Source organism: Streptomyces akebiae (assembly GCF_019599145.1).
GTDB lineage: Bacteria > Actinomycetota > Actinomycetes > Streptomycetales > Streptomycetaceae > Streptomyces > Streptomyces akebiae.
Window position 1 is genome coordinate 3,275,301 of the sequence record NZ_CP080647.1, and the last position, 25,821, is coordinate 3,301,121.

At 71.4% G+C, this 25,821-nt stretch carries 25 protein-coding genes; 13 read left to right on the forward strand and 12 right to left on the reverse strand.

Annotated elements, in window-relative coordinates; genetic code table 11:
• The first annotated feature begins 85 nt into the window (after nt 1–85).
• The 6 genes from scy to K1J60_RS13935 all read left to right on the forward strand — a co-directional run bounded on the left by scy (nt 86) and on the right by K1J60_RS13935 (nt 9,647).
• Nucleotides 86–3,937 (forward strand): polarized growth protein Scy, encoded by a 3,852-nt coding sequence (scy, locus tag K1J60_RS13910; protein ID WP_220646499.1) that lies wholly within the window; start codon nt 86–88, stop codon nt 3,935–3,937.
• A gap of 247 nt (nt 3,938–4,184) precedes the next feature.
• The gene (locus tag K1J60_RS13915; protein WP_033529339.1) at nt 4,185–5,123 is read left to right on the forward strand and encodes a coiled-coil domain-containing protein; all 939 of its coding nucleotides are present in this window, start codon (nt 4,185–4,187) and stop codon (nt 5,121–5,123) included.
• A 480-nt stretch (nt 5,124–5,603) separates the two neighbouring features.
• Complete coding sequence (locus K1J60_RS13920; RefSeq protein WP_220646500.1) at nt 5,604–6,572, forward strand: ABC transporter ATP-binding protein; 969 nt, start codon at nt 5,604–5,606, stop codon at nt 6,570–6,572.
• Nucleotides 6,573–6,574: 2 nt separating this feature from the next.
• Entirely contained in the window at nt 6,575–7,345 is a 771-nt protein-coding gene (locus tag K1J60_RS13925) for an ABC transporter permease (RefSeq protein ID WP_220646501.1), read from the forward strand.
• A gap of 170 nt (nt 7,346–7,515) precedes the next feature.
• On the forward strand, nt 7,516–8,784 hold the full coding sequence (locus K1J60_RS13930) for an ABC transporter ATP-binding protein (RefSeq protein WP_220646502.1): 1,269 nt from the start codon (nt 7,516–7,518) through the stop codon (nt 8,782–8,784).
• Nucleotides 8,781–9,647: an ABC transporter permease subunit gene (locus K1J60_RS13935; RefSeq protein WP_220646503.1), complete on the forward strand. Its 867-nt coding sequence runs from the start codon at nt 8,781–8,783 to the stop codon at nt 9,645–9,647. Before K1J60_RS13930 ends, K1J60_RS13935 begins: the two co-directional genes overlap by 4 nt.
• Before the next feature lie 30 nt (nt 9,648–9,677).
• Here the strand turns inward: K1J60_RS13935 and K1J60_RS13940 are convergent, their stop codons facing one another.
• A complete protein-coding gene (locus K1J60_RS13940; RefSeq protein ID WP_220646504.1) occupies nt 9,678–10,025 on the reverse strand; it encodes an ATP/GTP-binding protein in 348 nt (115 codons plus the stop codon).
• Between the two features lie 221 nt (nt 10,026–10,246).
• On the opposite strand from K1J60_RS13940, the gene K1J60_RS13945 reads away from it, so the two are divergent.
• Entirely contained in the window at nt 10,247–11,275 is a 1,029-nt protein-coding gene (locus K1J60_RS13945; protein ID WP_220646505.1) for an LLM class flavin-dependent oxidoreductase, read from the forward strand.
• A 79-nt stretch (nt 11,276–11,354) separates the two neighbouring features.
• On the opposite strand, the gene K1J60_RS13950 is transcribed toward K1J60_RS13945, so the two are convergent.
• On the reverse strand, nt 11,355–11,747 hold the full coding sequence (locus tag K1J60_RS13950) for an SCO5389 family protein (protein WP_005480204.1): 393 nt from the start codon (nt 11,745–11,747) through the stop codon (nt 11,355–11,357).
• 394 nt (nt 11,748–12,141) lie between these two features.
• On the opposite strand from K1J60_RS13950, the gene nucS reads away from it, so the two are divergent.
• Nucleotides 12,142–12,813: an endonuclease NucS gene (gene nucS, locus K1J60_RS13955; RefSeq protein WP_033526493.1), complete on the forward strand. Its 672-nt coding sequence runs from the start codon at nt 12,142–12,144 to the stop codon at nt 12,811–12,813.
• 98 nt (nt 12,814–12,911) lie between these two features.
• Here the strand turns inward: nucS and K1J60_RS13960 are convergent, their stop codons facing one another.
• Nucleotides 12,912–13,532 (reverse strand): MerR family transcriptional regulator, encoded by a 621-nt coding sequence (locus tag K1J60_RS13960; protein ID WP_220646506.1) that lies wholly within the window; start codon nt 13,530–13,532, stop codon nt 12,912–12,914.
• A gap of 90 nt (nt 13,533–13,622) precedes the next feature.
• Between K1J60_RS13960 and K1J60_RS13965 the strand changes: the two genes are divergently transcribed.
• On the forward strand, nt 13,623–14,024 hold the full coding sequence (locus K1J60_RS13965; RefSeq protein WP_220646507.1) for a DUF3291 domain-containing protein: 402 nt from the start codon (nt 13,623–13,625) through the stop codon (nt 14,022–14,024).
• 195 nt (nt 14,025–14,219) lie between these two features.
• On the opposite strand, the gene K1J60_RS13970 is transcribed toward K1J60_RS13965, so the two are convergent.
• The 5 genes from K1J60_RS13970 to K1J60_RS45785 all read right to left on the reverse strand — a co-directional run bounded on the left by K1J60_RS13970 (nt 14,220) and on the right by K1J60_RS45785 (nt 18,993).
• Complete coding sequence (locus K1J60_RS13970) at nt 14,220–16,847, reverse strand: PT domain-containing protein (RefSeq protein WP_220646508.1); 2,628 nt, start codon at nt 16,845–16,847, stop codon at nt 14,220–14,222.
• Nucleotides 16,848–17,191: 344 nt separating this feature from the next.
• On the reverse strand, nt 17,192–17,515 hold the full coding sequence (locus tag K1J60_RS13975) for an STAS domain-containing protein (protein ID WP_033526497.1): 324 nt from the start codon (nt 17,513–17,515) through the stop codon (nt 17,192–17,194).
• A 198-nt stretch (nt 17,516–17,713) separates the two neighbouring features.
• Nucleotides 17,714–18,562 (reverse strand): 3-hydroxyacyl-CoA dehydrogenase family protein, encoded by an 849-nt coding sequence (locus tag K1J60_RS13980; protein WP_220646509.1) that lies wholly within the window; start codon nt 18,560–18,562, stop codon nt 17,714–17,716.
• Between the two features lie 129 nt (nt 18,563–18,691).
• A complete protein-coding gene (locus K1J60_RS13985) occupies nt 18,692–18,853 on the reverse strand; it encodes a hypothetical protein (protein WP_220646510.1) in 162 nt (53 codons plus the stop codon).
• Between the two features lie 11 nt (nt 18,854–18,864).
• Nucleotides 18,865–18,993 (reverse strand): hypothetical protein, encoded by a 129-nt coding sequence (locus K1J60_RS45785; protein ID WP_259407718.1) that lies wholly within the window; start codon nt 18,991–18,993, stop codon nt 18,865–18,867.
• A gap of 99 nt (nt 18,994–19,092) precedes the next feature.
• On the opposite strand from K1J60_RS45785, the gene K1J60_RS13990 reads away from it, so the two are divergent.
• Nucleotides 19,093–19,665, forward strand: coding sequence for a cob(I)yrinic acid a,c-diamide adenosyltransferase (locus tag K1J60_RS13990; RefSeq protein WP_220646511.1), 573 nt, complete (start codon nt 19,093–19,095; stop codon nt 19,663–19,665).
• A 30-nt stretch (nt 19,666–19,695) separates the two neighbouring features.
• Here K1J60_RS13990 and K1J60_RS13995 read toward each other — a convergent pair whose 3' ends face one another.
• Nucleotides 19,696–19,917 carry a DUF5708 family protein gene (locus K1J60_RS13995; RefSeq protein ID WP_220646512.1) on the reverse strand — a complete coding sequence of 74 codons (222 nt, stop codon included), beginning with the start codon at nt 19,915–19,917 and terminating at the stop codon, nt 19,696–19,698.
• On the reverse strand, nt 19,914–20,504 hold the full coding sequence (locus K1J60_RS14000; protein WP_220646513.1) for a hypothetical protein: 591 nt from the start codon (nt 20,502–20,504) through the stop codon (nt 19,914–19,916). The genes K1J60_RS13995 and K1J60_RS14000 overlap by 4 nt, the downstream gene beginning before the upstream one ends.
• A gap of 153 nt (nt 20,505–20,657) precedes the next feature.
• Here K1J60_RS14000 and K1J60_RS14005 point away from each other — a divergent pair, with 153 nt between their 5' ends.
• The 3 genes from K1J60_RS14005 (at nt 20,658) to K1J60_RS14015 (ending at nt 24,487) form a co-directional block, all read left to right on the forward strand.
• The gene (locus K1J60_RS14005) at nt 20,658–21,845 is read left to right on the forward strand and encodes a sensor histidine kinase (RefSeq protein WP_220646514.1); all 1,188 of its coding nucleotides are present in this window, start codon (nt 20,658–20,660) and stop codon (nt 21,843–21,845) included.
• Nucleotides 21,846–21,882: 37 nt separating this feature from the next.
• Nucleotides 21,883–22,524: a response regulator gene (locus tag K1J60_RS14010; protein WP_220646515.1), complete on the forward strand. Its 642-nt coding sequence runs from the start codon at nt 21,883–21,885 to the stop codon at nt 22,522–22,524.
• A gap of 139 nt (nt 22,525–22,663) precedes the next feature.
• A complete protein-coding gene (locus K1J60_RS14015) occupies nt 22,664–24,487 on the forward strand; it encodes a glycoside hydrolase family 18 chitinase (RefSeq protein WP_220646516.1) in 1,824 nt (607 codons plus the stop codon).
• A gap of 119 nt (nt 24,488–24,606) precedes the next feature.
• Here the strand turns inward: K1J60_RS14015 and K1J60_RS45790 are convergent, their stop codons facing one another.
• Nucleotides 24,607–25,074, reverse strand: coding sequence for a hypothetical protein (locus tag K1J60_RS45790; RefSeq protein WP_259407719.1), 468 nt, complete (start codon nt 25,072–25,074; stop codon nt 24,607–24,609).
• 87 nt (nt 25,075–25,161) lie between these two features.
• Nucleotides 25,162–25,821, reverse strand: coding sequence for a hypothetical protein (locus K1J60_RS45795; RefSeq protein WP_259407720.1), 660 nt, complete (start codon nt 25,819–25,821; stop codon nt 25,162–25,164).

A 25,821-nucleotide genomic window follows, 5' to 3' on the forward strand; every position in this document is an offset into this window, starting at 1 on the left:
ACACCATTCCCCGGGGGCACCGTTCGGCGGTTGGACGGAGCTCGTTTGCCAGAGGTTGCGACCAGGGGACGGATGGGACCGCGCAGTGCGGGGCTACGAACGCCAGGAGCGAGAGCCGGCGGCTGACGTCGACCACCTCTCTCGGTTCGAGGCCGAGATGGAGCGGCTGAAGACCGAGCGGGAAAAGGCGATCCAGCACGCCGAGGACCTCGGCTACCAGGTCGAGGTGCTGCGCGCCAAGCTGCACGAGGCGCGCCGCACCCTCATGTCCCGGCCCGCCTACGACAGCGGCGGCGACCTCGGCTACCAGGCCGAGCAGATGCTCCGCCAGGCCCAGATGCAGGCCGACCAGCTGCGCGCGGACGCCGAGCGGGAGCTGAGTCAGGCCCGGGCGCAGACGCAGCGGATCCTCCAGGAGCACGCCGAGCAGGCCGCGCGCCTCCAGGCGGAGCTGCACCAGGAGGCGGTCACCCGCCGCCAGCAGCTCGACCAGGAGCTGTCGGAGCGCCGCCAGACGGTCGAGTCGCACGTCAACGAGAACGTGGCCTGGGCCGAGCAGCTGCGCGCCCGCAGCGAGTCCCAGGCCCGTCGGCTCGTCGACGAGTCGCGCGCCGAGGCCGAGCAGGCGCTGGCCGCCGCGCGCGCCGAGGCCGAGCGGCTCGCCACCGAGGCCCGTCAGCGGCTCCAGAGCGACTCGGAAGCCGCCCGCAGCGAGGCAGACCAGATCCTGCGCCGGGCCCGCGCCGAGGCCGAGCGGCTGCTGAACGCGGCGTCCACCCAGGCCCAGGAGGCCACCGAGCACGCCGAGCAGCTGCGGTCCAGCTCCGCCACCGAGTCGGACTCCGCCCGCCGCCAGGCCTCCGAGCTGAGCCGGGCGGCCGAGCAGCGCATGGCGGAGGCCGAGGCGGCGCTGCGCGAGGCGCGCGCCGAGGCCGAGAAGCTGGTCACGGAGGCGAAGGAGAACGCGGCCAAGGCCGTCACCGCCGCCGAGTCGACCAACGAACAGCGCACCCGTACGGCCAAGGAGCAGGTCGCCCGGCTGGTCACCGAGGCCACGAAGGAGGCCGAGGCCACCAAGGCGGCCGCCGAGGAAGCCGTCGCCGACGCCAGGGCCGAGGCCGAGAAGATCGTCGCCGAGGCCGCCGAGAAGGCCCGCTCGATCACCGCGGAGGAGTCCGCCTCCCAGCTCGCCAAGACGGCCAAGACCGCCGAGGACGTGCTGAACAAGGCGTCCGAGGAAGCCCGGAAGACCACCAAGGCCGCAGCCGAGGAGGCCGAGCGCATCCGCTCCGAGGCGGAGGCCGAGGCGGACCGGCTGCGCGCCGAGGCCCACGACCTCGCCGAACAGCTCAAGGGCACGGCGAAGGACGACACCAAGGAGTACCGCGCCAAGACCGTCGAGCTGCAGGAGGAGGCGCGCCGGCTGCGCGGCGAGGCCGAACAGCTGCGCTCCGACGCGGTCGCCGAGGGCGAGCGGATCCGCTCCGAGGCCCGGCGGGAGGCCGTCCAGCAGATCGAGGAGGCGGCCAAGACCGCCGAGGAGCTGCTCGCCAAGGCCCGGACGGACGCCGACGAGCTGCGGCAGACCGCCACCACGGACAGCGAGAAGGTCCGCACCGAGGCCATCGAACGCGCTTCGACGCTGCGCCGCCAGGCCGAGGAGACGCTGGAGCGCACCCGCAAGGAGGCCGAGCGGCACCGCGCCGAGGCCGAGGAGCAGTCCGAGGAGCTGAAGGCCGAGGCCGAGCGCGCCGCCCGTGAGCTGCGCGAGGAGACCGAGCGCGGCGTCGAGGCCCGCAAGGTGGAGGCGGCCGAGGAGCTGACCCGGCTGCAGAGCGAGGCCGAGGCCCGGCTGGCCTCCGCCGAGGAGGCACTCGCCGACGCCCGCGCCGAGGCCGAGCGGATCCGCCGCGAGGCCGGCGAGGAGAGCGACCGGCTGCGCACCGAGGCCGCCGAACGCATCCGTACGCTGCAGGCACAGGCCGAGGCCGAGGCCGAGCGGCTGCGCGACGAGGCCGCGTCCGACGCGTCCGCGTCCCGCGCCGAGGGCGAGGCCATCGCCGTACGGCTGCGGTCGGAGGCCGCGGCCGAGGCGGAGCGGCTGAAGTCCGAGGCGCAGGACACCGCCGACCGGGTACGGGCGGAGGCGCAGGCCGCGGCCGAGCGGCTGGCCACGGAGGCCTCTCAGGCGCTGGCCGCCGCGCAGGAGGAGGCCGCCCGGCGCCGCCGCGAGGCCGAGGAACTCCTCGGCGCGGCCCGGCAGGAGGCCGACCAGGAGCGGCTGCGGGCGCGCGAGCAGAGCGAGGAGCTGCTGGCCTCGGCGCGCAAGCGCGTCGAGGAGGCCCAGGCCGAGGCCGTACGGCTGGTCGAGGAGGCCGAGCGGCGCGCCGGCGAGATGGTGTCGGCGGCCGAGCAGCACGCGCAGCAGGTGCGGGACTCCGTCGCCGGGCTGCACGAGCAGGCCCAGGAGGAGATCGCCGGGCTGCGCAACACGGCCGAGCACGTGGCGGACCGGATGCGCCGCGAGGCCGAGGAGGAGTCGGACCGGGTCCGCGCCGACGCCTACGCGGAGCGGGAGCGGGCCACCGAGGACGCCAACCGGGTGCGCCGCGAGGCCCGGGAGGAGTCGGAGGCCGCCAAGTCGCTCGCCGAGCGGACGGTCGCGGAGGCGATCGCCGAGGCGGAGCGGGTGCGTTCGGACGCGTCCGAGCACGCCCAGCGGGCGCGTACGGAGGCTTCGGACACCGTCGCGCGGGCCGACCAGGACGCCTCGCGCACCCGCGCGGAGGCCCGCGACGACGCCAACCGCATCCGTTCGGACGCGGCGACCCAGGCCGACACCCTGATCACCGAGGTGACGGCCGAGGCGGAGCGTCTGACCCGGGAGACCAACGAGGAGGCCGAGCGGGTACGGGCCGAGTCCGTCGCCAAGGCCGACCGGCTCATCGGCGAGGCCACCGACGAGGCCGAGCGGCTGCGGGCCGAGGCCGCCGAGACGGTGGGCTCCGCGCAGCAGCACGCCGAGCGGGTACGGGCCGACGCCGAGCGGGCGCGGGCCCAGGCGGAGGCGGAGGCCGACCGGCTCATGGCGCACGCCCGCGAGGAGGCCGACAACACCCTCGACCAGGCCCGCAAGGACGCCAACAAGCGGCGTTCCGAGGCCGCCGAGCAGGTCGACAAGCTCATCTCGGAGACGGCTGCCGAGGCCGACAAGCTGCTCACCGAGGCGCAGACGCAGGCGCTGCAGACCACCGCGGACGCCGAGGGGCAGGCCGACTCCATGGTCGGCGCGGCCCGCAAGGAGGCCGAGCGGCTGGTCGCGGAGGCGACCGTCGAGGGCAACTCCACGGTGGAGAAGGCCCGTACCGACGCCGACGAGCTGCTCGTCGGCGCGCGCCGGGACGCGACCGCCATAAGGGAGCGGGCCGAGGAACTGCGCGACCGCATCACGGCCGAGATCGAGGCACTGCACACGCGGGCCCGCCGTGAGGCCGCCGAGACGATGAAATCCACCGGTGACCGCTGTGACGCGCTCATCAAGGCGGCCGAGGAGCAGTTGGAGAAGGCGACGGCGAAGGCCAAGGAGATCGTTTCCGAGGCGAACTCCGAGGCGGGCAAGGTGCGTATCGCCGCGGTGAAGAAGGCCGAGGGCCTTCTGAAGGAGGCCGAGCAGAAGAAGTCCACGCTCGTCCGTGAGGCCGAGGAGCTGAAGGCCGAGGCGATCCGCGAGGCCCGCCGCACGGTCGAGGAGGGCAAGCGCGAGCTGGAGGTGCTGGTCCGCCGCCGCGAGGACATCAATGCGGAGATCTCCCGTGTCCAGGACGTCCTGGTCGCGTTGGAGTCTTTTGAGGCCCCGTCGAGCGGCAAGGACGGTGGAGTCAAGACGGGTGCCGCGGCGGGTGCGACTCGTTCGGGTGGCAAGTCGTCAGACGGCTAGCGGTGCCGGGGTGTTGCGGGTATCTTCCCGCCCCGCCCTGGTACTACAGACACCAATTTGTGCTCGTTCTGTGCTTGCCATCTGTGCTTTCAGGCCTTTACGCAAAGTTTCTGGCAAGTATTCCGATGGTCGGCCACTCAAAAGGGGTGTCATTCTCCAGATCAAACGTGCATCTGCTCGATGACACGCCGCTTCGCCCCCTAGGATTCCACCTATCACCTCACCGGTCTCATTCGACAGGAACCCCATGAGCGACACTTCCCCCTACGGCTTCGAGCTTGTGCGGCGTGGATACGACCGCGCTCAGGTGGACGAACGTATCTCCAAGCTCGTCTCCGACCGTGACTCCGCTCTCGCCCGCATCACCGCTCTGGAGAAGCGCATCGAGGAACTCCACCTCGAGACGCAGAACGCCCAGGCGGCGGTGACCGACGCCGAGCCGTCCTACGCCGGTCTCGGCGCGCGCGTCGAGAAGATCCTCCGCCTCGCCGAGGAGGAGGCGAAGGACCTGCGCGAGGAGGCCCGCCGCGCCGCCGAGCAGCACCGTGAGCTCGCCGAGTCGGCGGCCCAGCAGGTGCGCAACGACGCGGAGTCCTTCTCCGCGGAGCGCAAGGCCAAGGCGGAGGACGAGGGCGTCCGGATCGTCGAGAAGGCCAAGAGCGACGCTTCGCAGCTGCGTGCCGAGGCGCAGAAGGACGCGCAGTCCAAGCGCGAGGAGGCGGACGCCCTCTTCGAGGAGACCCGTGCGAAGGCCGCGCAGGCCGCCGCCGACTTCGAGACGAACCTCGCCAAGCGTCGCGAGCAGTCCGAGCGGGACCTCGCGTCGCGTCAGCAGAAGGCCGAGAAGCGCCTCGCGGAGATCGAGCACCGCGCGGAGCAGCTCCGCCTGGAGGCCGAGAAGCTGCGCACCGACGCCGAGCGCCGTGCCCGCCAGACGGTGGAGACCGCGCAGCGTCAGGCCGAGGACATCGTCGCGGACGCGAACGCCAAGGCCGACCGGATCCGTTCGGAATCCGAGCGCGAGCTGGCGGCGCTCACCAACCGCCGCGACTCGATCAACGCCCAGCTGACGAACGTGCGCGAGATGCTGGCGACCCTCACGGGTGCGGCGGTCGCCGCCGCGAGCACGCCGGTCACCGACGACGAGCCGATCTCCCGCGGGGTCCCGGCCCAGCAGTCCCGGTAACACCGTCTCCTGCCGGCCACACCGGACGAGGCACCTGGGCCCGCGTCTCCCCTCCGGGGGGGCGCGGGCCTTCGGCATCCGGGGGGCCATGGCCGCCCCATCTCACCACCTCCTGCACGGCCCCCGGCCCTGCGGCACGTGGGGCATCCGCCGGGCCGCGCCCATCGCCCGCCCGGCCTGTCCCCGGCCCGTCTGTCCCCGCCCCAGCTGCGGACCGGCCCTCCCGCGCAGGCCGCCTCCGCCGTGCCACTCACCGGGGCAGACCACTACCCCGCCGCACCACTCTCCGAGCCGACCCGTCTGTGTCGCTGCCCCACAACCTGAGCCGCCTGTGTCCCGTCGGCCTCAGCCTGAGCCGTCCCTTCCCCGCTCCCCCCAACCCGGCCGGTTGCGTCCCCGCGTTCTTCGCGCTCCTTTCTGGGGCCGTGACAAGGCGGTACTCCGGTGGCAGGCCCCCGGCCCCCGTTCTAGCGTGGCCGCATGATCGAGCTCGACGGGCTGACCAAGCGGTACGGCGAGAAAGTCGCGGTGAACAACCTGACCTTCGCCGTGCGGCCCGGGATCGTCACCGGTTTTCTCGGACCCAACGGAGCCGGAAAATCGACGACGATGCGCATGATCCTGGGGCTGGACCGTCCGACGGCGGGAGACGTCCGGATCGACGGCACGCACTACGACCGGCTGAGGGACCCGCTGACGTACATCGGCGCGCTGCTGGACGCCAAGGCCATGCACGGCGGCCGCAGCGCCTTCAACCACCTGCTGTGCCTCGCGCAGAGCAACGGGATCCCCCGGGCCCGGGTGCACGAGGTGCTGGACACGGTCGGACTGACGTCGGTCGCGAGGAAGAAGGCGAAGGGGTTCTCGCTCGGCATGGGGCAGCGGCTCGGCATCGCCGGCGCGCTGCTCGGCGACCCACGGATCCTGATGTTCGACGAGCCCGTCAACGGCCTCGACCCCGAGGGCATCCACTGGATCCGGAACCTGATGAAGTCCCTCGCGGCGCAGGGCCGGACCGTGTTCGTGTCGTCGCATCTGATGAGCGAGATGGCGCTGACCGCGGACCACCTCGTGGTGATCGGACAGGGGCGGCTCCTCGCCGACACCTCGATGGCACAGTTCATCCAGCGGAACTCACGGTCGTACGTACGGATCCGCACCCCCCAGCGGGAACAACTGCTCGACGTGCTGAACGCGGTCGGTGTGATGGTCGTGGAGACGGGCGACGGGGCGCTGGAGGTGGACGGCGGGAAACCGGAGCAGATCGGCGAGCTGGCCGCCCAGCACCAGCTCGTGCTGCACGAGCTGAGCCCCCGACAGGCTTCGCTGGAGGAGGCGTTCATGCGGCTGACCGCCGAGTCGGTGGAGTACCACGCGCACGACGGCACCCCGGTGGCGAGCCCGCCCACCGCCCCCGCCTGGGGCGTCGGCTGGAAGCGGGAGGGCTGACGGTGACCACGGCCCAGGTCGTCCGCTCGGAGTGGACCAAGATCCGTTCGGTGGCTTCCACGGTGTGGACGCTGTCGCTGGCCGGGATCGTCACGATCGCGCTCGGCGTGCTGATCTCCCTGCTGTCGAAGCACGAGTTCGACAATCTGAGCCGCGACGACCGGCTCTCGTTCGACCCGACCTTCATCAGCTTCGCGGGAATGACGCTCGGGCAGCTGGCGATGATCGTGTTCGGGGTGCTGGTGGTGTCGAACGAGTACAGCACCGGCATGATCCGGACCTCGCTGGCCGCCGTGCCCCAGCGCGGCACCTTTCTCTTCAGCAAGATCGCGGTGGCCACCGCCCTCTCCTTCGCCGTGGGACTCGCGACCAGCTTCGTCACGTTCTTCCTCGGACAGGCGATGCTCGGCTCGCACCGGGCCGAGATCGGCGATCCGGGCGTCCTGCGCGCGGTCTTCGGCGGTGGGCTCTACATGACCCTGATCGCGATGTTCTCGATGGGCGTCGCGGCGATGCTGCGCAGCCCGATGCTGTCGCTCGGCATCCTGATGCCGTTCTTCTTCCTGATCTCCAACATCCTGGGCAACGTCGGCGCCACCGAGAAGGTCGGCCGCTACCTCCCCGACCAGGCCGGCAGCAAGATCATGCAGGTGGTCACCCCGGTCGACGACGACACACCGTACGGACCGTGGGGCGGCCTCGCCATCATGGCGCTGTGGGTGGCGGCGGCCCTGCTCGGCGGGTTTCTGACGCTGAAGCGGCGCGACGCGTGAGCGGGGGTTTGACCAGCGATTACGTACATGCCAAAACAACCGGCCCGTGACCTGCGCGGTTTTACTTCCTCTTGGGCGGAACCGTCAGCGCCCCGATAAGCTCCTAATCCTTACGGGGGCGTGTGCCCCGACGTCCTGAGACGTCCTGAACCGTTCGATGGGTGCGGAGCATGATCGAGGCAGTCGGCCTGACGAAGCGCTATGGCGCCAAGACGGCCGTGTACAACCTTTCCTTCCAGGTGCGGCCGGGGGCCGTCACCGGCTTCCTGGGCCCCAACGGCTCGGGCAAGTCGACGACGATGCGCATGATCCTCGGCCTGGACAATCCCACCTCCGGGCAGGTGACGATCGGCGGCTATCCGTACCGCAAGCTGCCGAACGCGGCCCGTCAGGTCGGTGCGCTCCTCGACGCCAAGGCCGTGCACGGCGGCCGGCACGCCCGCAGCCACCTGCTGTCCCTGGCCCAGCTGTCGGGCATCCCGGCCCGCCGGGTGGACGAGGTGCTCGGTGTCGTCGGCCTCCAGGACGTCGCCAGGAAGCGTTCCAAGGGCTTCTCCCTCGGCATGGGCCAGCGGCTCGGCATCGCCGCCGCCCTGCTCGGCGACCCCCAGGTCCTGCTCTTCGACGAGCCGGTCAACGGCCTCGACCCCGAAGGCATCCTCTGGGTCCGCAACCTGATGAAGGCGCTCGCCGCCGAGGGCCGTACGGTCTTCGTCTCCTCGCACCTGATGAGCGAGATGGCGCTGACCGCCGACCACCTCATCGTGATCGGGCGCGGGCAGTTGCTCTCCGACATGAGCATCAAGGACTTCATCTCGGCGAACTCCGCCGACTTCGCGCGCGTACGGACGCCGGACACCGAGCCGCAGCAGCGCGAGAAGCTGACGGCGGCGCTGACCGAGGCGGGGGGCCAGGTGCTGCCCGAGCAGGACGGGGCACTGCGTGTCATGGGTCTGCCGCTCCCCCGGATCAGCGACCTCGCGCACGGCGCCGACGTACGGCTGTGGGAACTGTCGCCGCACCAGGCCTCGCTGGAGGAGGCGTACATGCGGATGACGCAGGGCGCCGTCGACTACCGCTCGACGACCGACCAGAAGGCCGGTCTCCAGCAACCCCTGCCGCCCGGCGCACAGCCGCCGATGCCGGTGCCCGGGCAGGGCCAGCCGGGCTGGTACGCCCCGCCCGCACCGCAGCAGGGCGGCACGCCGTACGCGCCGCAGGGCCACCCCGCACCGCAGGGTCAGCCGCCGGCCGGTCCCTACGGCGCCCCGGCGCCCACAGCGCCCGCTCCGGCGCCCGCGCAGCCCCAGCCGAACCCGTACGCCCAGTCCGCGCCCCCGGCCGCGCCCCCGGCCCCCGCGGCTGCGCCGACCCCGTCCCCCGCACCCGCGGCCCCCGCGCCCGCCGCCGACCTGACGAAGTCCGAGGACGCCCGATGAGCACGCCCCAGCCGCCCCTCACCCAGCAGCCGCCCGCCCCCAACTGGCAGGGCGCGCCGGGCACTTCGTACACCTCGCCGATCCCGATCGTGCGCACCCACCTCGGGCACGCGATCTCCTCCGAGTGGACGAAGATCAAGTCGGTCCGCTCGACGGTGTGGACGCTGGGCGTCTTCGTCGTCCTGGTGATCGGCCTCGGCCTGCTCTTCGCCCTGATCGCCGCCTCCACGGACATGAACCTGGAGGGCGAGTCCCCGCTGGGCCTCGGTCTGTTCGGGCTGATGATCGGCAGCGTCTGCATCATCACGCTCGGGGTGCTGACCACGGCCTCCGAGTACGGCACGGGCATGATCCGGACCACGATGACGGCCTGCCCGAGCCGCGGCCGGGTACTGCTCGCGAAGGCCATCGTGTTCTTCGCGCTCACCTTCACGGTCACCCTGGTCACCGCCGCGTTCGTCGGCTTCGCCCAGGTGGCGATCCTGGAGGACAACGGTGTGGTGAGCCCCGACGGCGAGGAGTGGTTCAAGGCCACCGTCGGCGTGAGCCTGTTCCTCGCGCTCTTCGGGCTGCTGTCGCTGCTGATGGGCTCGCTGATCCGGCACTCCGCCGGCGCGATCACCATCATGCTCGGCGTCTTCCTCGCGCCCCTGGTCATCGCGATCTTCATGTTCTCCGAGTCGCTGAAGGACGTGCAGGAGTTCCTGCTGGAGTACTCGATCCCGAGCCAGCTCAGCGTCTTCTACGGTGCGGAGATCAGCCAGTCCGGCCCGTCGGGCTGGGATCCGCTGTGGATCATGCTCGCCCTGGTGGTCGCCGGGTTCGTCGGCGCGTACGCCCTGCTGGAGAAGCGGGACGTCTGACCGAGGGCCACGACCGGAGTCCGCGAGGTGTCAGAACCTCGGCGCGTTACGGGACCGCTGCACCCGGGAGGTGCGGCGGTCCTTCGCGTTCCAGCAGGCCTTGTGCCAGTGCCGGCGCTCGTCGACGCCCGAGTGCTCGGGCCAGGCGACGACGTGCGGCACCCCGGAGGGGATCATCTGGTCACAGCCGGGGCAGCGGTAGGTCTTGCCGGCCGCGCTCGCGCCCGCCACATGGCGCACGCTCCACTCCTCGCCCCGCCACGGCTCGCTGGTCTGCCAGCCGCCGTACCGGTCCGAACGGTCCTCGTCCGCACTGCGGCCTGACGGACCCGGACCCGAGGAGCCATGGTCCTTGGGGCGGTTGCGACGCGGGGACACGGGACACCTCACGGGGCTATACAGGGAGCAGGGTTGGCGTCCAGCCTACGCGGGCCCGGTGGGGGTATGCGTACGTCACCAATCCCCTCAGAACGCCCTCCGCCCGGCGCATTCTGCAGACAATCCGCAAATCTCGTCGCCAGGCCGTGTCTTCGGCACGTGTCACGGGGTTATGCCGGTGGGGGAGCTCCCGAGTCGGAGCCGAGGAAGCAGGAAGAGCGATGCACGTAGGAACATTTGTACTGGGCGCCCAATTCCCCGGCCAGGGCCAGGGGGAGGCGCTCCACCGGGCGGTACGGACCGCCGAAGTGGCCGACGAGGCCGGGCTGGACGCGGTCTGGCTGGCCGAGCACCACTTCGTGCCGTACGGCACCTGCCCGTCGGCGATCACCCTCGCCGCGTTACTGCTGGGGCGCACCCGGCGCATCCGGGTCGGCACGGCGGTCAGTGTGCTGCCCACCGTCCACCCCGTGGCCCTGGGCGAACAGGCCGCGCTGCTGCATGTGACCTCCGGCGGACGCTTCTCCCTGGGCGTCGGGCGCGGTGGGCCGTGGGTCGATCTGGAGGTCTTCGGCTCCGGGCTGGAGGCGTACGAGAGCGGCTTCCCGGAATCACTCGATCTGCTCATGCGCTGGCTGCGTGAGCCGTCGGTGTCGGCGTCGGGGGAACGATTCAGCTTTCGTGAGGTGCCCGTCGTCCCGAGGCCCGCGGAGGACCTGGACGAGACACCGGGCCCGGAGGTCGTCGTCGCCTGCACCTCGCCGTCGAGTGTGAAGCTGGCCGCCGAACGGGGGCTGTCGATGCTCCTCGGCATGCACGTCGGGGACGAGGAGAAGGCCGAGATGGTCGCGCTGTGGCGCACCTGCGCCCGGGCGGCGGGCCGTTCGCCGGAGGAGATCTCCGGCGCGGCCCATGTCTCGGCCGGCGTCTGCCAGATCGCGGACCGGCGCACCGACGCCGTGGAGTCGCTCACCAAGGCGATGCCGGGCTGGCTGAAGCAGGGCCTCGACGCGCATGTGACCGTCGACGGCCGCGCTCGCGCCATGCGCGACCCGCTGGCCTACACCGAACTCCTCTGCGGGCTGCACCCGGTGGGCACCCCGCGGCTGTGCGCCGACCGGCTCGCGGCGACCAGCGAACGGACGGGCATCTCCCGCTTCGCCCTGCTCGTCGAGGGCTCCGGCGATCTGGCCGCGACGGAGGAGAACGTACGGCGACTCGGTGCCGAGGTGCTGCCTCACCTCGGCTGAGCCACTGCGGGGAGCTTGCCGCCCCGGTTACCGATGCACCTCCCGCGATGGGAGCGGCAAGCTGTGGCGCGTCATGCCCTCAGCAGTCCCGGAGTTCCGGGGACTGGTTGAGGAGTTGACCGCGGATCGAGGTGAAGCGGGCCAGCCTGTCGTCCACGGACGGGTCCAGCGGGAACACCGCCACCCGGTGGCAGTTCTGGAAGGCGAGCCGTACACCGAAGTGCCGCTGAAGCGCGCCGCGAATCGCGTCACTGGCGAGCGCGCGCAGCAGCTGCCCGCGCGCCTGCTCGTCCGGCGGGGGCGTCTGGTTGTCGGCGAACTCTCCGCCGTCGACCTTCAGCTGGGCCACCAGAGAGCTGATCATCTCCCACGCGTAAGGCAGGGAGGTCCGGACGCAGTCGACGAAGGCGGCTTCGTCGACCTCGCCTCGCTCGGCCTGTTCGAGTAGGGCCGGTGAGACGTCGAGCGACATGGGTTCTCCTCTCGCACCCCCGCAACAACAGGGGTTGACGGACAGGGGCGGAGATCGGTCGGCGAACACGCAGAGTGCACGCTCCGCGACCTCCAGTTTCTACGGTAAGCAACCGAAGGTGACCGCACCAGGAGATTGCGCGCACCGACAGGGCGTGTGACGCACACAATCAGCCAATGCCGAACAGGAGTTGACAGCGGCACATGCCGGGGGACGCCGAAGGTCCACATGAGGGGCGGGAGGACGTGACGGAGGGCGACAGTGGCCGGGCTGAAGCGACGGATTCGTCGAACGCCGTCCGGCGGGGTGCGAGGGCACAGGAGCGGAGTCCTGCGACGGCCGTTCCGGCAGCCGAATCGCGCGCACCCGTCGGCGTCGAGTAGCGTTGCCGACCATGCGTCTCGTCATTGCCCGCTGCTCCGTCGACTACGCGGGCCGGCTCACCGCCCATCTTCCCTCGGCCCCTCGCCTGATCCTGGTGAAGGCTGACGGCAGCGTCTCGATCCACGCGGACGACCGGGCCTACAAGCCCCTCAACTGGATGTCGCCGCCCTGCACGCTGAAGGAGGGCTCCGGGGACGAGGAGGGCGTCTGGACCGTCGTCAACAAGGCGGGCGAGAAGCTCATCATCACGATGGAGGAGGTCCTCCACGACTCCTCGCACGAGCTGGGCGTCGACCCCGGGCTGATCAAGGACGGCGTCGAGGCGCATCTGCAGGAACTCCTCGCCGACCGTATCGAGACCCTGGGCGAGGGCTACACCCTCATCCGTCGCGAGTACATGACCGCCATCGGCCCTGTCGACATCCTGTGCCGGGACGCCGACGGCGCGACCGTCGCGGTGGAGATCAAGCGGCGGGGTGAGATCGACGGCGTCGAGCAACTCACGCGGTACCTGGAGCTGTTGAACCGCGACCCCCATCTCGCGCCGGTCCGCGGCATCTTCGCCGCCCAGGAGATCAAGCCCCAGGCCCGAGTCCTCGCCACCGACCGCGGCATCGGCTGCGCGGTCCTCGACTACGACGCCCTGCGCGGCATCGAAGACGACAAGCTGCGCCTGTTCTGAAGCGGTCGCCACCGCTGCCGTAGGCCCGCGGGGCCGGTGGACGCACTGCCGCGCGAGCGGAGTTGCACGGGCCTGCGCGCACTCGAAGCCGGGGGTGGCTAGCCCCCGGCGTACCGGCGCGCCGACTCGTTCTGCTGGGCCATGCGCCTCAGCGCCAGCAGCGCGGGTTCCAGGAGGACGGTCAGCAGCAGGGCGCGTTCGGCGGCCTCCAACGGGTCCTCTATCCCGTCCAGTTGGTCGAGGTCGAGGGTCGCGGTGTGCTCCGCGAGGCGGGCGTACGGCAGCAGCGCCTGCCAGTCGAGCGGGGCGCCCAGCGTGCGCAGCGTGGCCAGGGTCTCGGCCAGGACCGCGCGGGCGGGTGCCGACTCGTGCACGTGCCAGCCCAGTTCCTCGACGAGGGCGTCGACCTTCGCCGCCTCCGACGGGGCCTCGCCGGTTTCCTCGCCGAGCCGGATGGCCCCCAGGGCGAGGCCCAGCTGTAGATGGGTGTCTCCGGCGTGCTCCGCCAAGGCACCCAGGAGCTCCCGGGTGGTACTGACGGACAGCCCCCGGACGCCGATCAACGCGCGGATCAGTCGGAGCCTGCGCACATGACTCTCGTCGTACTCGGCCTGCGTCGCCGAGATCTGCCGCCCGGCCGGGAGCAACCCCTCGCGCAGGTAGTACTTGATCGTCGCGACGGAGACACCACTGCGGCGGCTCAGCTCGGAGATACGCATCGGTCGCCCTCCGCACTAGAAGTTGGATACCTTCACTGTCTAACATAGATAGTGAAGGTATCCAACATCCCCTCGGAGAGGGCCACAGTCATGCCCACCCTGCCCTGGACCACGGTCAACACCCCCGCACCGGACACCGAGGCGTTCGTCATGGCCTCGCGGTTCGAGGTCCGCTCGTTCAAGGACGTACCGCGCTTCTTCCTGCGATCCCTGTCCGCGTGGAAGCAGGTCTCGGGCGCGCCCGGGGCCTACGGCGCCTCGCTGATCGCCGAACCCCTGAAGCGCACGTTCTGGACCCTGTCGGCGTGGGAGGACAAGGACGCGCTGTACACGTACGCGAGGACCGAACCGCACCGGTCGATCATGACCGGGCTGCGGCCCGTGATGAAGGACTCGGTCTTCACCTTCTGGCAGACCCCGTCGGCCGACCTGCCCATCGCCTGGCCGGACGCCCGACGCCGCCTGGCCGAGCAGGCACGGAACGGTTCCTGATCCCCGACGGCCAAGGACTGCGCCGGGGAGAGGCCCCACCAGGACGTCGCCCGAAGAGAACACGCTCGACCACCTCGGCGCCGCCCGACGGTTCTCGGCGACGGTCTGTGCGCGCTCGGCCCCCGCCCATCCAGCACCTCCTCGTCTCCCGCGAGAACGTCTCGTGCACGCGGGAGACGACCGAACCCGTCGCCGTCAGGCCACGGTGTCGGCCGGAGGCTCGGGCACGGTAGCCGAGGCGCTCGTCGCCGTGGGGGCGGTGGCGGTGTCGGTGGTTCCGGGGGGCGGCGGGTCGCCCGTCGGGTCGTCGGTCGGGTCGTCCGTGGGATCGTCGGTCGGGTCGTCCGTGGGGTCGTCCGTCGGGTCGTCCGTGGGATCGCCGGTCGGGTCGTCCGTGGGGTCCGTCGTCGGGTCGTCGGACGGCGTCGGCTTCGGGGAGGTCTTCGTCGGGGACGGTGTCGGCTTGCCCGACGGCCCCTTCGTACCGCTCGGGTCGTCCGAGGGCCCCGCCGTGTCCGAGGGGGTGGGATCGTCCGACGTGCCGTAGGTGCCGTCAGGTCCCGGGTCCGTCGGTTCGGGCAGGGTGCCCGGGGTGTCGTTCTCGTCGCCCGCCTTGGGACGGTCCGCGACGAGACCCCCGTCGCCGGTGCCCTCGCTGGCGGACGGGTTGACGCCGACCTTCTCGGCGGGGGTGTCGCCGTTGCGGTCGGAGGTCGCCCCGAGGGTCACGACGGTGCCCAGGACGGCCGCGAGGAGCGCACCCGCACCCGCCGCGACGAGGTTGCGCCGGGCGCCGCCGACCAGGGTCTTGAGACCGCTCAGCCTGTGCGCGGGCGACCTGGAGCCGGCCCGCTGGGTGACGAGCGTGCTGTCACCGGCCGCCGGCGTCGGGAAGGCTCCGCCGTTCCCGGCCACGCCCGTTCCCCACGCCCCCGAGCCGGTCGGCGTCCCGAAACCGGCCCCGCCGAGGCCCGTGGCCCCGAGACCGGCCCCGGCCAGTCCCCCCGACGGGTACGTGGACGGCACACCTCCGGGCGGTGAGGCCGACTCCTCGTGCCGGGCGTCCGGCACCTCCTCCCCCGCCGCCGTGCGCCCGCCGGGCGGTGTCGCCCCGGAGCGGTCGGTGACCAGGGCGAGAGCCCGGCGTCCGGCGACGGTGCCGCGCTTGTCGGCGAGGACGTTGCGCAGCCCGATGGAGGCCTCCAGCTCCGCCCGGGCCCGCTCCAACTGCCCGGAGCAGAGCGCGAGGACGCCCAGCTCGTGGTGGAAGTAGGCCTCTTCGCCGGTGTCACCGACGAGATCGGCCGCCTCGGCACCGGCCCGGAGCGCCCGCTCCCAGGCGTTCCAGCGCAGCCCGGCGGCGAACGCGGGCGCCGCCTGCCGGGCCAGCACCACGGCGGCGCTCTCCTCGTCCTCGCCGGGCGGGGTCGTCACGGGCACGAGCGCGGTGAGGGCGGCCAGGACGGCGTCCGCCTCGGCCGAGACCCGCTCCGGGGTCACCGAAGGGTGCCCCGCCCACCAGGCGTAGTGCTGGGCGGTGGTGCGGGCGCGTGTCTCCGTGTCATCGGCGTACCCGGCGGCCTCCAGCTGCGTCCGCACCCCGGCCGCGAGCCGATAGCGGGCACCGACAGGTGTCACCAGGGCGCAGCCGACCAGCTCGCCGAGGGCGGCGTCGGCGTGGGTGTCGCCCACCAGGGCGGGCAGGTGCGCCTGGTGCGGGATCTCCCCGCCAAGCGCGACGGCGAACCTGAGGGTCTCGTGGGCCGAGGCGCTCAGCCGGGAGGCGAGCAACGCGGCGGGCGCGGCCGCTTCGGCGAGCGACGGCAGGGGAACGTCGTGCCCGTCCGGGACGGCGTCGAAGGGCGCGTCGACGGGCGGTGCCTCCTGGAAGACCCCGAACTCGTCGACGGCGTCCGCACCGGCCCGCTGCCGGTCCCGCTGCCTGAGCAGTGCCCCGGCCTGGGTGAAGCGCAGCGGCAGTCCCTCGGACTCGAACCAGAGGTCACCGGCCCAGTTCGACTCGTCCTCGGTGAGCGTCCGCCCGACGGCGCGCTCCAGGAGCTGCTCGCTGCCGGCCCGGTCGAAGCCGCCGAGGACGATCTCCTCCAGGGGCGCGTCGGCGGACGGCAGGGGGGTGTCGGGGGTGGTGCCGATCAGGAAGGCGCACTCGGGGGTGGCGTCGAGCAGTTCGTCGAGCGCGATCCCGCCGAACTCCAGGTCGTCCAGGACGACCACCGCGCCGATGTCCCGCACGATGTCGAGGATCTGCTGCCGGGCGGGCCGGAACAACGGTGTGCTGTACACGGCTGCGAACAGTTCGTACAGCAGGTCGTCGACCGTGCGCCGGAAACCGCTCAGCCGGACGACGCCGTCGGGGGCCAGATCCGCACAGTCCTCGGCGACCGCGTCGAGGAGCGTGGTGCGACCGGAGCCGGGGGCTCCGGTCAGGCGCACGGAGCGGCCGCGCGCGAGCAGCCGTACGAGACGGGCTCTCTCCTCGTCGCGCTGGAGCAGGGGCAGTCGGGGCAGCGAGGGACCCGGGGGCACCGGCGGCCGGGCGGCGCGGTCGAGGACGGCGCGCTCGGCGGGCGTGTGCTTCACGGGCTGACCAGGCAGTTCGCCCGGTGGGCAGTTCTCTATCTCGCTGCCGTCGACGGGGTTGACGGTGAGCAGGAAGTCGCCCGAGACGAGCTGGACGGTGCGGGCGAGCGCCGGGGCGTGCCGGTCGAAATCCTGCGTCAGCGCGTCCCGTGGTGGACGCTTGCTCTGCGCCTGTCCGTCGTCATGGCCGTACTCTTCGGGTCCCCGGTTGTTCGGGTCCATCGGTCCTAGCCCCCCAAAAGCGTCTCGTGTGCTGGAGCCCCTCCCGGCCGTGTCGCACACCGCGCTGTCGCTTCTGGTCCGGAACCCGCTCGAGGGTAGCTGGCAGCGGGCAGCCGAACCCTAAACCTTCGCACAGTATCTCCGACAGTCCGGGGTCCCGCGCCGTCCGAGACATCACAGTCTCGTGAGGATTGCGAGCGTGGTGCGTTTCGCCCTCATGGTCCGCACTGGTCCCCTGGGCCTCATGTCCCCCATGACGACCGGAGGGGTCATGCCGACCGGAGGGTCGTGCCGACCGGGTGTCCCGCACACACCGAGCCATACGTACGAGCCCGCACACGCGTTCACACGCGGGGCAACGACTCCAGACCGATTCCGCCCTCGATCGCGAGGATGCGGTGCAGCCGGGTGGCCACGAGCAGCCGCTGCATCTGCGGTGGCACATCGCGCAGCACGAGCCGCCGTCCGCACCGTCCCGCCCGCCGGTGGGCTCCCATGATCACCCCGAGTCCGGTGGCGTCCCAGGAGTCCAGCTCTGACAGGTCGAGCACCAGGTCGCCGGCTCCGTCGTCGACGGCCGAGTGCAGGACCGTACGGGCGTCCGCCGCGCTGCGTACGTCGAGGCGGCCCCCGACGACCAGCTCGGCGTGGTCGCCCCTGATGTACATAAGCGCTCCCCGTGAGTGCGTCTCGTACTCCGTGATGTGGGTGATGCAACGTCTGACGGTGTTTGACACCACCAGGTTGCCGTCTGTGAGCGAACCGATACCGAATTCACCTCAAGGGGTGAGGCCGGAGAGGCTCATGCGTTCACATGCCTGGGAGGGGCCGCCCATGACGCGGGGCCGGGTGTCAGCCGGTCCGCGTCAGTAGGTGTAGAAGCCCTGCCCGCTCTTGCGTCCGATGTCACCGGCGTCCACCATCCGGCGCATCAGCTCCGGAGGGGCGAACTTCTCGTCCTGGGACTCGGTGTAGATGTTGCTGGTGGCGTGCAGCAGGATGTCGACGCCCGTCAGGTCCGCCGTGGCCAGCGGTCCCATCGCGTGGCCGAAGCCCAGCTTGCAGGCGAGGTCGATGTCCTCGGCGGTGGCGACGCCCGACTCGTACAGCTTCGCGGCCTCGACGACGAGGGCGGAGATGAGACGGGTCGTCACGAAGCCGGCGACATCCCGGTTGACGACGATGCAGGTCTTGCCGACCGACTCGGCGAACTCCCGTGCGGCGGCGAGCGTCTCGTCGCTCGTCTTGTAGCCGCGCACCAGTTCGCAGAGCTGCATCATCGGCACCGGAGAGAAGAAGTGGACGCCGACGACCCGCTCGGGCCGTTCGGTCGCCGCCGCGATCTTGGTGATCGGGATGGCGGAGGTGTTCGAGGCGAGCACGGTGTCCTCGCGGACGACCTTGTCGAGCGCCCGGAAGATCTCGTGCTTCACCTCCAGCTTCTCGAAGACGGCCTCGACGACGATGTCCGCGTCGGCCGCCGCGTCGAGGTCGGTGGTGGCGGTGATCCGCCCCAGCGCCGCCTCGGCGTCCCCGGCCGCCAACTTCCCCTTGCTCACGAACTTGTCGTACGACGCCGTGATGCCGCCGATGCCACGGTTGAGCGCCTCGTCGGTGACGTCGCGCAGGACGACGTCCCAGCCCGCCTGCGCGGACACCTGGGCGATCCCGGACCCCATGAGTCCGGCTCCGATCACGGCGAGCTTCCGTGCCACTGTGCGACTCCCCTGGTACGCGCTGTCGATGACTGACCTCTCGGCCGGACACTAGCGCTCGTGAGGGGCCGTGTGACCGCTTAGTAACGCGAGTCACGTCTCAATGGACGGACATCACACCGGCAGCACTCACTCGAAGGGTCGTACGGCGTAGTTGAGCGCCTCCTCGCTCAACAAGCCCTCCATTCCACCGAGGAGAAGAGTCACTTCTCGGCACGGTTCGTCCGGATTGCGCCGGGCGGGCTTCCCGCGCACCATGACGGCCGTCACCGTCCGGTGCGCCCGGTTCATCTGACCGGTGCTCAGGGGCTGGAGGGGGAGCCGTTCTCCTCCCGAAAGGCCCGAGAAAGGTCCTCCTCGGCCGGGAAGCAGCTGTGGACCGTGTCCCCGGCGGGGACCGCGTTCACGGAGAAGCCGGCCGCCTCGGCCACCACCGCGACGGTGCCCGGCCGGTCTCGGCCGCACGGCGATCCCCGTGACGGTGGGCACACGGGACGTCCGGACGGCCGAGGCGTAACTACGCTGGTCACATGGTCAATCTGACGCGCATCTACACCAGGACCGGCGACCAGGGCACCACCAACCTCGGCGACATGAGCCGGGTGCCCAAGACCGATCCGCGGATCTCGGCGTACGCGGACGCCAACGAGGCCAACGCGGCCATCGGCACGGCGATCGCGCTGGGCGGACTGGACGAGGAGGTCGTCAAGGTCCTCGTGCGGGTGCAGAACGATCTGTTCGACGTGGGCGCCGACCTCTCGACCCCCGTCGTCGAGAACCCGGAGTTCCCGCCCCTGCGGGTCGAGCAGTTCTACATCGACAAGCTGGAGGCCGACTGCGACCGCTTCAACGGGGAGCTGGAGAAGCTGCGCTCCTTCATCCTGCCCGGCGGCACCCCCGGTGCGGCCCTGCTGCACCAGGCCTGCACGGTGGTCCGGCGTGCCGAGCGCTCGACCTGGGCCGCCCTGGAGTCCCACGCCGACGCGATGAACCCCCTCACCGCGACCTACCTCAACCGGCTCTCCGACCTCCTGTTCATCCTCGCGAGGACGGCGAACAAGGAGGTCGGGGACGTGCTGTGGGTGCCCGGCGGGGAGCGGTAGCCGCTCCCCGCCGCGCTCCCACGGATCGGCTCAGCCACCGCCCGCCGTTCCGCGAGCCCGCCGGTAGAGGCCCGTGGCGACGAGGACGCCCCCCACGCACATCATCACCACGCCGACCTTGGTCAAGGTGACGACCGGGACCTTCACCCCCTCGGTGGAGAGCCACAGCACCAGGCCGATCACGAAGGTGGCGGTCCCCTCCAGCAGGTTCCTCGTGGCCCGGCCGGCCGTCCTGTCCGGCGTGCCGCTCATCGCCCGCTCCTCTCCTTCGCGTACCGGGACTCCCGATCCCCGTCCTGCGGGGCGTCCGGTTCCTTCTTCGGCCAGATCGTGTAGGCGAGGGCCACCAGGCCGTGGATGCCGGCGGCCCGGAGGGCGATCCACTGGAACGACCTCAGCGAATCGACGTTCCCGTCGTCGCCGACGTACCAGACGGCGAGCTGGAGCAGGGCCAGCGCCACCCCGACCGCCACCAGCGTCCGTGTCCACAGCCTGCCCTCGTGGCGGGCCCTGGCCAGGCCGTACTTCGGCGGACCCGGCGGCTTGGGCCCTCCGGCCAGGCGGTGGGCCGCGTGGCCGTCCAGCCAGCTGATCATGTAGTGGCCGTAGCCCACGGTGAAGCCGATGTAGAGCGCCGCCACCCCGTGCTCCCAGCTCGGCTCGGCGCCGTTCTTCAGGTCGATCGCGGTCACGACGAACAGCACCAGCTCCAGCAAGGGCTCGCAGAGCAGCAGCACGACACTGGCCCGGCGCTTGTTCAGCAGGTAGCGGACGGCCAGGGCCAGTGCCAGCAGCACCCAGAAGCCGACTTCGCAGGCGATGATCAACGCGACGATCACGATGCGCTCCTCTCGTTCACCCTTCCAGGCTCCCGGCGCGCGGCCGCCGATGCGTCGTCGCCGGTGACGAAGTCGCGGTACATCGAAAGATGCAGTCCAGGACCGTTCTCGGGCACCAGGCGCCGGGCGCCCCGCCCGTGTTGGATGGAGGGCATGGCCGTACGACCGCCCCGCCCGCACCGCATGGACCTGTGCATCGCCGCCGCCGGACTCCTCGGCGGCCTGCTGCTGTGGGGCCTGGGCCTCGACACCCGTACGCCCCACGACGGCATCGTGGTCTTCGAGAGCCACTGGTGGGTCCTGCCGCCCCTGGCCGCGATGGCTGTCTGCGAGGCGCTGCGCCGGACCCTGCCGCGCACGGCCCTGCTGGTCGGCTGGGCCGCGCTGACCCTGGACACCATCACCCAGGGCAACCTGATCACGGTCCTGATGTTCACCGACCTGGTCTACGCCGCCGTGCTGTACGGCCCGCCCGCCACGGCCCGCCGGGTGCCCTGGATCTCCGGCCTGGTGACCGTCGCCTTCACCGTGGTGCCGCTCACGGCCTTCCGGAAACCGGAGGCGCTGCTCATCGGGGTGGTGGTCGGCCTGGTCTCGCTCATGCCGGCCATCACCGGCTGGATCGTCCGCAACCACCGCGACGCCGCCGAGGCCGCCCGGCTGCGCGCCGAGCAGACGGCCCTGCTGGCGGAGATGGACCGCGCCCAGGCCGTGGTGTCCGAACGGGCCCGTATGGCGAGGGAGTTGCACGACATGGTCGCCAACCACCTCTCGGCGATCGCGATCCACTCCACGGCCGCGCTCTCCCTCGACGACCCGGACACCTCCAAGGAGGCCCTCGGGGTCATCCGCGAGAACAGCGTGGCGGGGCTCGCCGAGATGCGCCGGCTGATCGGCATCCTCCGGGACTCCGGCGACGACGCCGAGCCGTCGGCCGCGCCCACCCTCGACGGGCTCGGCTCACTGGTCGACACCGCCCGCACCAACGGGCTCGACGTCACCCTCGACGCCGACCACGGCGACTCCCTCCCCGCCCCCGTGGAACTGGCGGCCTACCGCATCGTCCAGGAGTCGTTGACCAACGCGCTCAAACACGCCTCCCCCGGCCGGGTCACCGTCGCGCTGCGCCAGGCCGACGGCGCCCTCGACATCGCCGTGACCAGCCCGTACGGCGACCGTGACGGCCCGAGCGCACCCGGTTCCGGCGCGGGCCTGGTCGGGATGCGGGAGCGGGTGGCCCTGCTGGGCGGCACCTTCGAGGCGGGTCCCGAGAGCGCGGGGCACGGCAAGATCTGGAGCGTCCGCGCCGCCCTCCCCGTCACGGAGGGGGAGCCCGCGTGACCCCCGCGTCCGTCACCGCAGCCGAAGGAGAACCCGCATGATCCGTGTGCTCGTCGCCGAGGATCAGTCCGCCGTACGGGCCGGGCTGGTGCTGATCCTGCGCAGCGCGCCCGACATCGAGGTGGTCGGGGAGGCGGCGGACGGCGAGCGGGCGGTGGCGCTCGCGCGGGAGCTGCGACCGGACCTGGTGCTCATGGATGTGCAGATGCCACGCCTGGACGGCGTGTCGGCGACCCGGCAGGTGGTCGCCGAGGGACTGGCCGACGTCCTCGTGTTGACCACCTTCGACCTGGACGAGTACGTCTTCGGGGCGTTGCGGGCCGGGGCCGCCGGGTTCCTGCTGAAGAACACGGAGGCGAAGGACCTCATCGAGGCCGTACGGGCGGTGGGGCGCGGCGAGGGTCTGATCGCCCCGGCCGTCACCCGGCGGCTGATCGCGGAGTTCGCCGCCAAGCCCGTACGGGAGCCCGCGGTCGATCCGGCCGTCCTCGACTCCCTCACCAGGCGGGAGCGGGAAGTCCTCTCCTGTCTGGGCGAAGGGCTGTCGAACGCGGAGATCGCGGGGCGGCTGGACATGGCCGAGGCGACGGTGAAGACGCATGTCAGCCGTCTGCTGGGGAAGCTCGATCTGCGCAGCAGGGTGCAAGCGGCCGTGCTGGCACAGGAGTTGCGGGTCTGACCCCGGTCGGCCCTTCCCCGGGGTGTCCGACGTGAGCGCACTGGTCCAGACCCATTGACCTATGGTCCAGACCTTTCTATTCTCAGCCACACTGCGCCACGTCATGTTCATGATCAAGACACCCCACAAGGAGGCGCACATGCGCTTCAGGCACAGATTCACAGCGGGTCTCGCCACCCTCCTCCTCCCCCTCGCCGGACTGGTCGGCCTCGCCACCCCCGCGCAGGCGGCCGCGGAGGCGACCGCCACCTACGCCAAGCCCCAGGACTGGGGCTCCGGCTTCGAAGGCAAGTGGACGGTGAAGAACACCGGCACCACGACCATCAGCTCCTGGACCGTCGAGTGGGACTTCCCCTCCGGCACGACGGTCACCTCCGCCTGGGACGCGGACGTCACCTCCTCCGGCACCCACTGGACCGCCAAGAACAAGTCCTGGAACGGCACCCTCGCCCCCGGCGCCTCCGTCTCCTTCGGTTTCAACGGGAGCGGCTCAGGCTCCCCGGCCAACTGCAAGCTCAACGGCGCGAGTTGCGACGGCGGCCCCAGCGTCCCCGGCGACGCGGCACCCTCCGCCCCCGGCACCCCGACCACCTCGGACGTCACCAACACCTCGGTGAAGCTGAGCTGGCGCGCCGCCACCGACGACAAGGGCGTCAAGAACTACGACGTCCTGCGCGGCGGCACCAAGGTCGCCACCGTCACCGGCACCACCTACACGGACACCGGGCTGACCGCGGGCACCGACTACTCGTACACCGTCCAGGCCCGTGACACCGCCGACCAGACCGGCCCGGTGAGCGGCGCGGCCGCCGTGCGGACCACCGGCGGCGGAACCGATCCGAACCCCGGTTCCAAGGTCAATCTCGGCTACTTCACCGAGTGGGGCGTCTACGGCCGCAACTACCACGTGAAGAACCTGGTCACCTCGGGCTCCGCGGCCAAGATCACCCACATCAACTACGCGTTCGGCAACGTCAAGAACGGCCAGTGCGTGCTGGACGACGCCTACGCGGCCACCGACAAGGCCTACACCGCCGACCAGTCCGTCAGCGGCGTCGCCGACACCTGGGACCAGCCCCTGCGCGGCAACTTCAACCAGCTCCGCCAGCTCAAGGCCAAGTACCCGCACATCAAGGTGCTGTACTCCTTCGGCGGCTGGACCTACTCCGGCGGCTTCGGCCAGGCCGCGCAGAACCCCGCCGCGTTCGCCAAGTCCTGCAAGGCCGTCGTGGAGGACCCGCGCTGGGCCGACGTCTTCGACGGCATCGACATCGACTGGGAGTACCCGAACGCCTGCGGTCTGACCTGCGACACCAGCGGGCCGGCGGCCTTCAGGAACCTGATGTCGGCGCTGCGCACCGAATTCGGCCAGAACTACCTGGTCACCGCCGCGATCACCGCCGACGGCTCCTCCGGCGGCAAGATCGACGCGGCCGACTACGGCGGAGCCGCGGCCTCGCTGAACTGGTACAACGTGATGACGTACGACTACTTCGGCGCCTGGGCGAACACCGGTCCGACCGCCCCGCACTCCCCGCTGACGTCGTACTCCGGCATCCCGACCGCAGGCTTCAACTCCGCCGACGCGATAGCCAAGCTGAAGTCGAAGGGTGTCCCGTCCTCGAAGCTGCTGCTCGGCATCGGCTTCTACGGCCGCGGCTGGACCGGCGTCACCCAGTCCGCCCCCGGCGGCACGGCGACCGGCGCGGCCACCGGCACCTACGAGGCGGGGATCGAGGACTACAAGGTCCTGAAGAACTCCTGCCCGGCCACCGGCACCGTCGCCGGCACGGCGTACGCCCACTGCGGCAACAACTGGTGGAGCTACGACACCCCGTCCACCATTGCCGGAAAGATGACCTGGGCGAAGAACCAGGGCCTGGGCGGCGCCTTCTTCTGGGAGTTCAGCGGCGACACCAGCAACGGAGAGCTGGTGAACGCGATCAGCAACGGGCTCAAGTAGACCGGCTACCGGCTGGAGCAGTCGACTGTCGGGAGATCAGGCACCAGTGGCGCTCCCCCGGACCGTGTCCGGGGGAGCGCCATGCGAGGCAACCGGTCATAGGTTCGTCCCTTTTCGGTTCATCCGACGACGGTGAAGCCATGTCTGTCGCCGAGCCGGGTCAGGGAGTCCCGGCCCGGTATCCCGTCGGCGTCACCGCCCCGGTACGAGCCACCTGCTCTGCTGCGCTGCCAGCCGGCGTAGGCGGCGAGGGTGCGGGTACCGAACGAGCCGTCCACATACCGGCGTTCCAGCAGTCCCTCGGCGGCGAGCGCCTCCTCCACCGGACGGACGTCCCTCGGATACGTGCGGTGACCGCCGGGCGCCGGGGGGTCCTTTTTGGCGGCCGCCACGACCCGGGCGAGGCTCACCCTCGGACGGGTCCCGCCCTGAGTGCCGGTGCCCGTCCCCACGGACAGGACCTTCGCTGTGTCGATCGCTCCCGGATCACCATGGTCGTTGCCGGGTACGTGGCAGTGGCCGAAGTGTCCGCCCTCGGACTGCCACACCGAGCGGGTGCGGGCCGACGAGCCCGGGGGGTACGGCACGGGAGGGCCCATCGGCCAGTCGTCCGGCACTTCCCAGGAGCGGATGGCGGCCAGGATCCGCTGCCATCCCGGCTTCTCCCGTGGATTTCAGGCATCGGTCCACGGCTCGGAGGCACGCCCGAGGACCTCGATCTGGACACAGACCAGACCCTCGCGATTCGTACGGCGAGAACCGTCGTTGCGCAGGGCGCGGGCCGAGTGGTGCAAGGGGCCGAACTGCCCGACGCGGCCGGTGACCGGGCAGTTCACGAGGTGCGGTTCGGCGGCCACTTCGATCAGGTACGACGCCACCGCCTCCAGGTACTTCCCTCCGGCCGGGGACTCGGTGGTGTGGTGCACCACCCGGGGCGGATTGCGGGGCGTGTCCATCGGGCCGCCGATCACTCCGTCACCGAACCGGATCGCGGCATCGATCCACACCGTGCCCTGGTCCCGGGCGGTGAACGGAACCTCGTCGGTGATCGCACCGGCCCCTTCCCGTTCCTGCCCGACAGCGTGGGTGCGCGTTGCCGGGGCCCGGGGGCGTACCGGGGGCGGGGCGGTGTCGACGGGTTGGTACCAATCCAGGTCGCCGTCCGCGCGCAGGACGAACACCGAGCCGGGACGGCCCGGATGCTCGACGACGCGGTGGGTCGTGGCGGGCAGAGCGGCCATGGCCCGCACGGTCCGCAGATGGTCCGTGCCGACGGTGCCGCAGTAGGTGACGGACCGATCGGCGTGAACGACTGCGGCGTGGAAGGAGCTCAT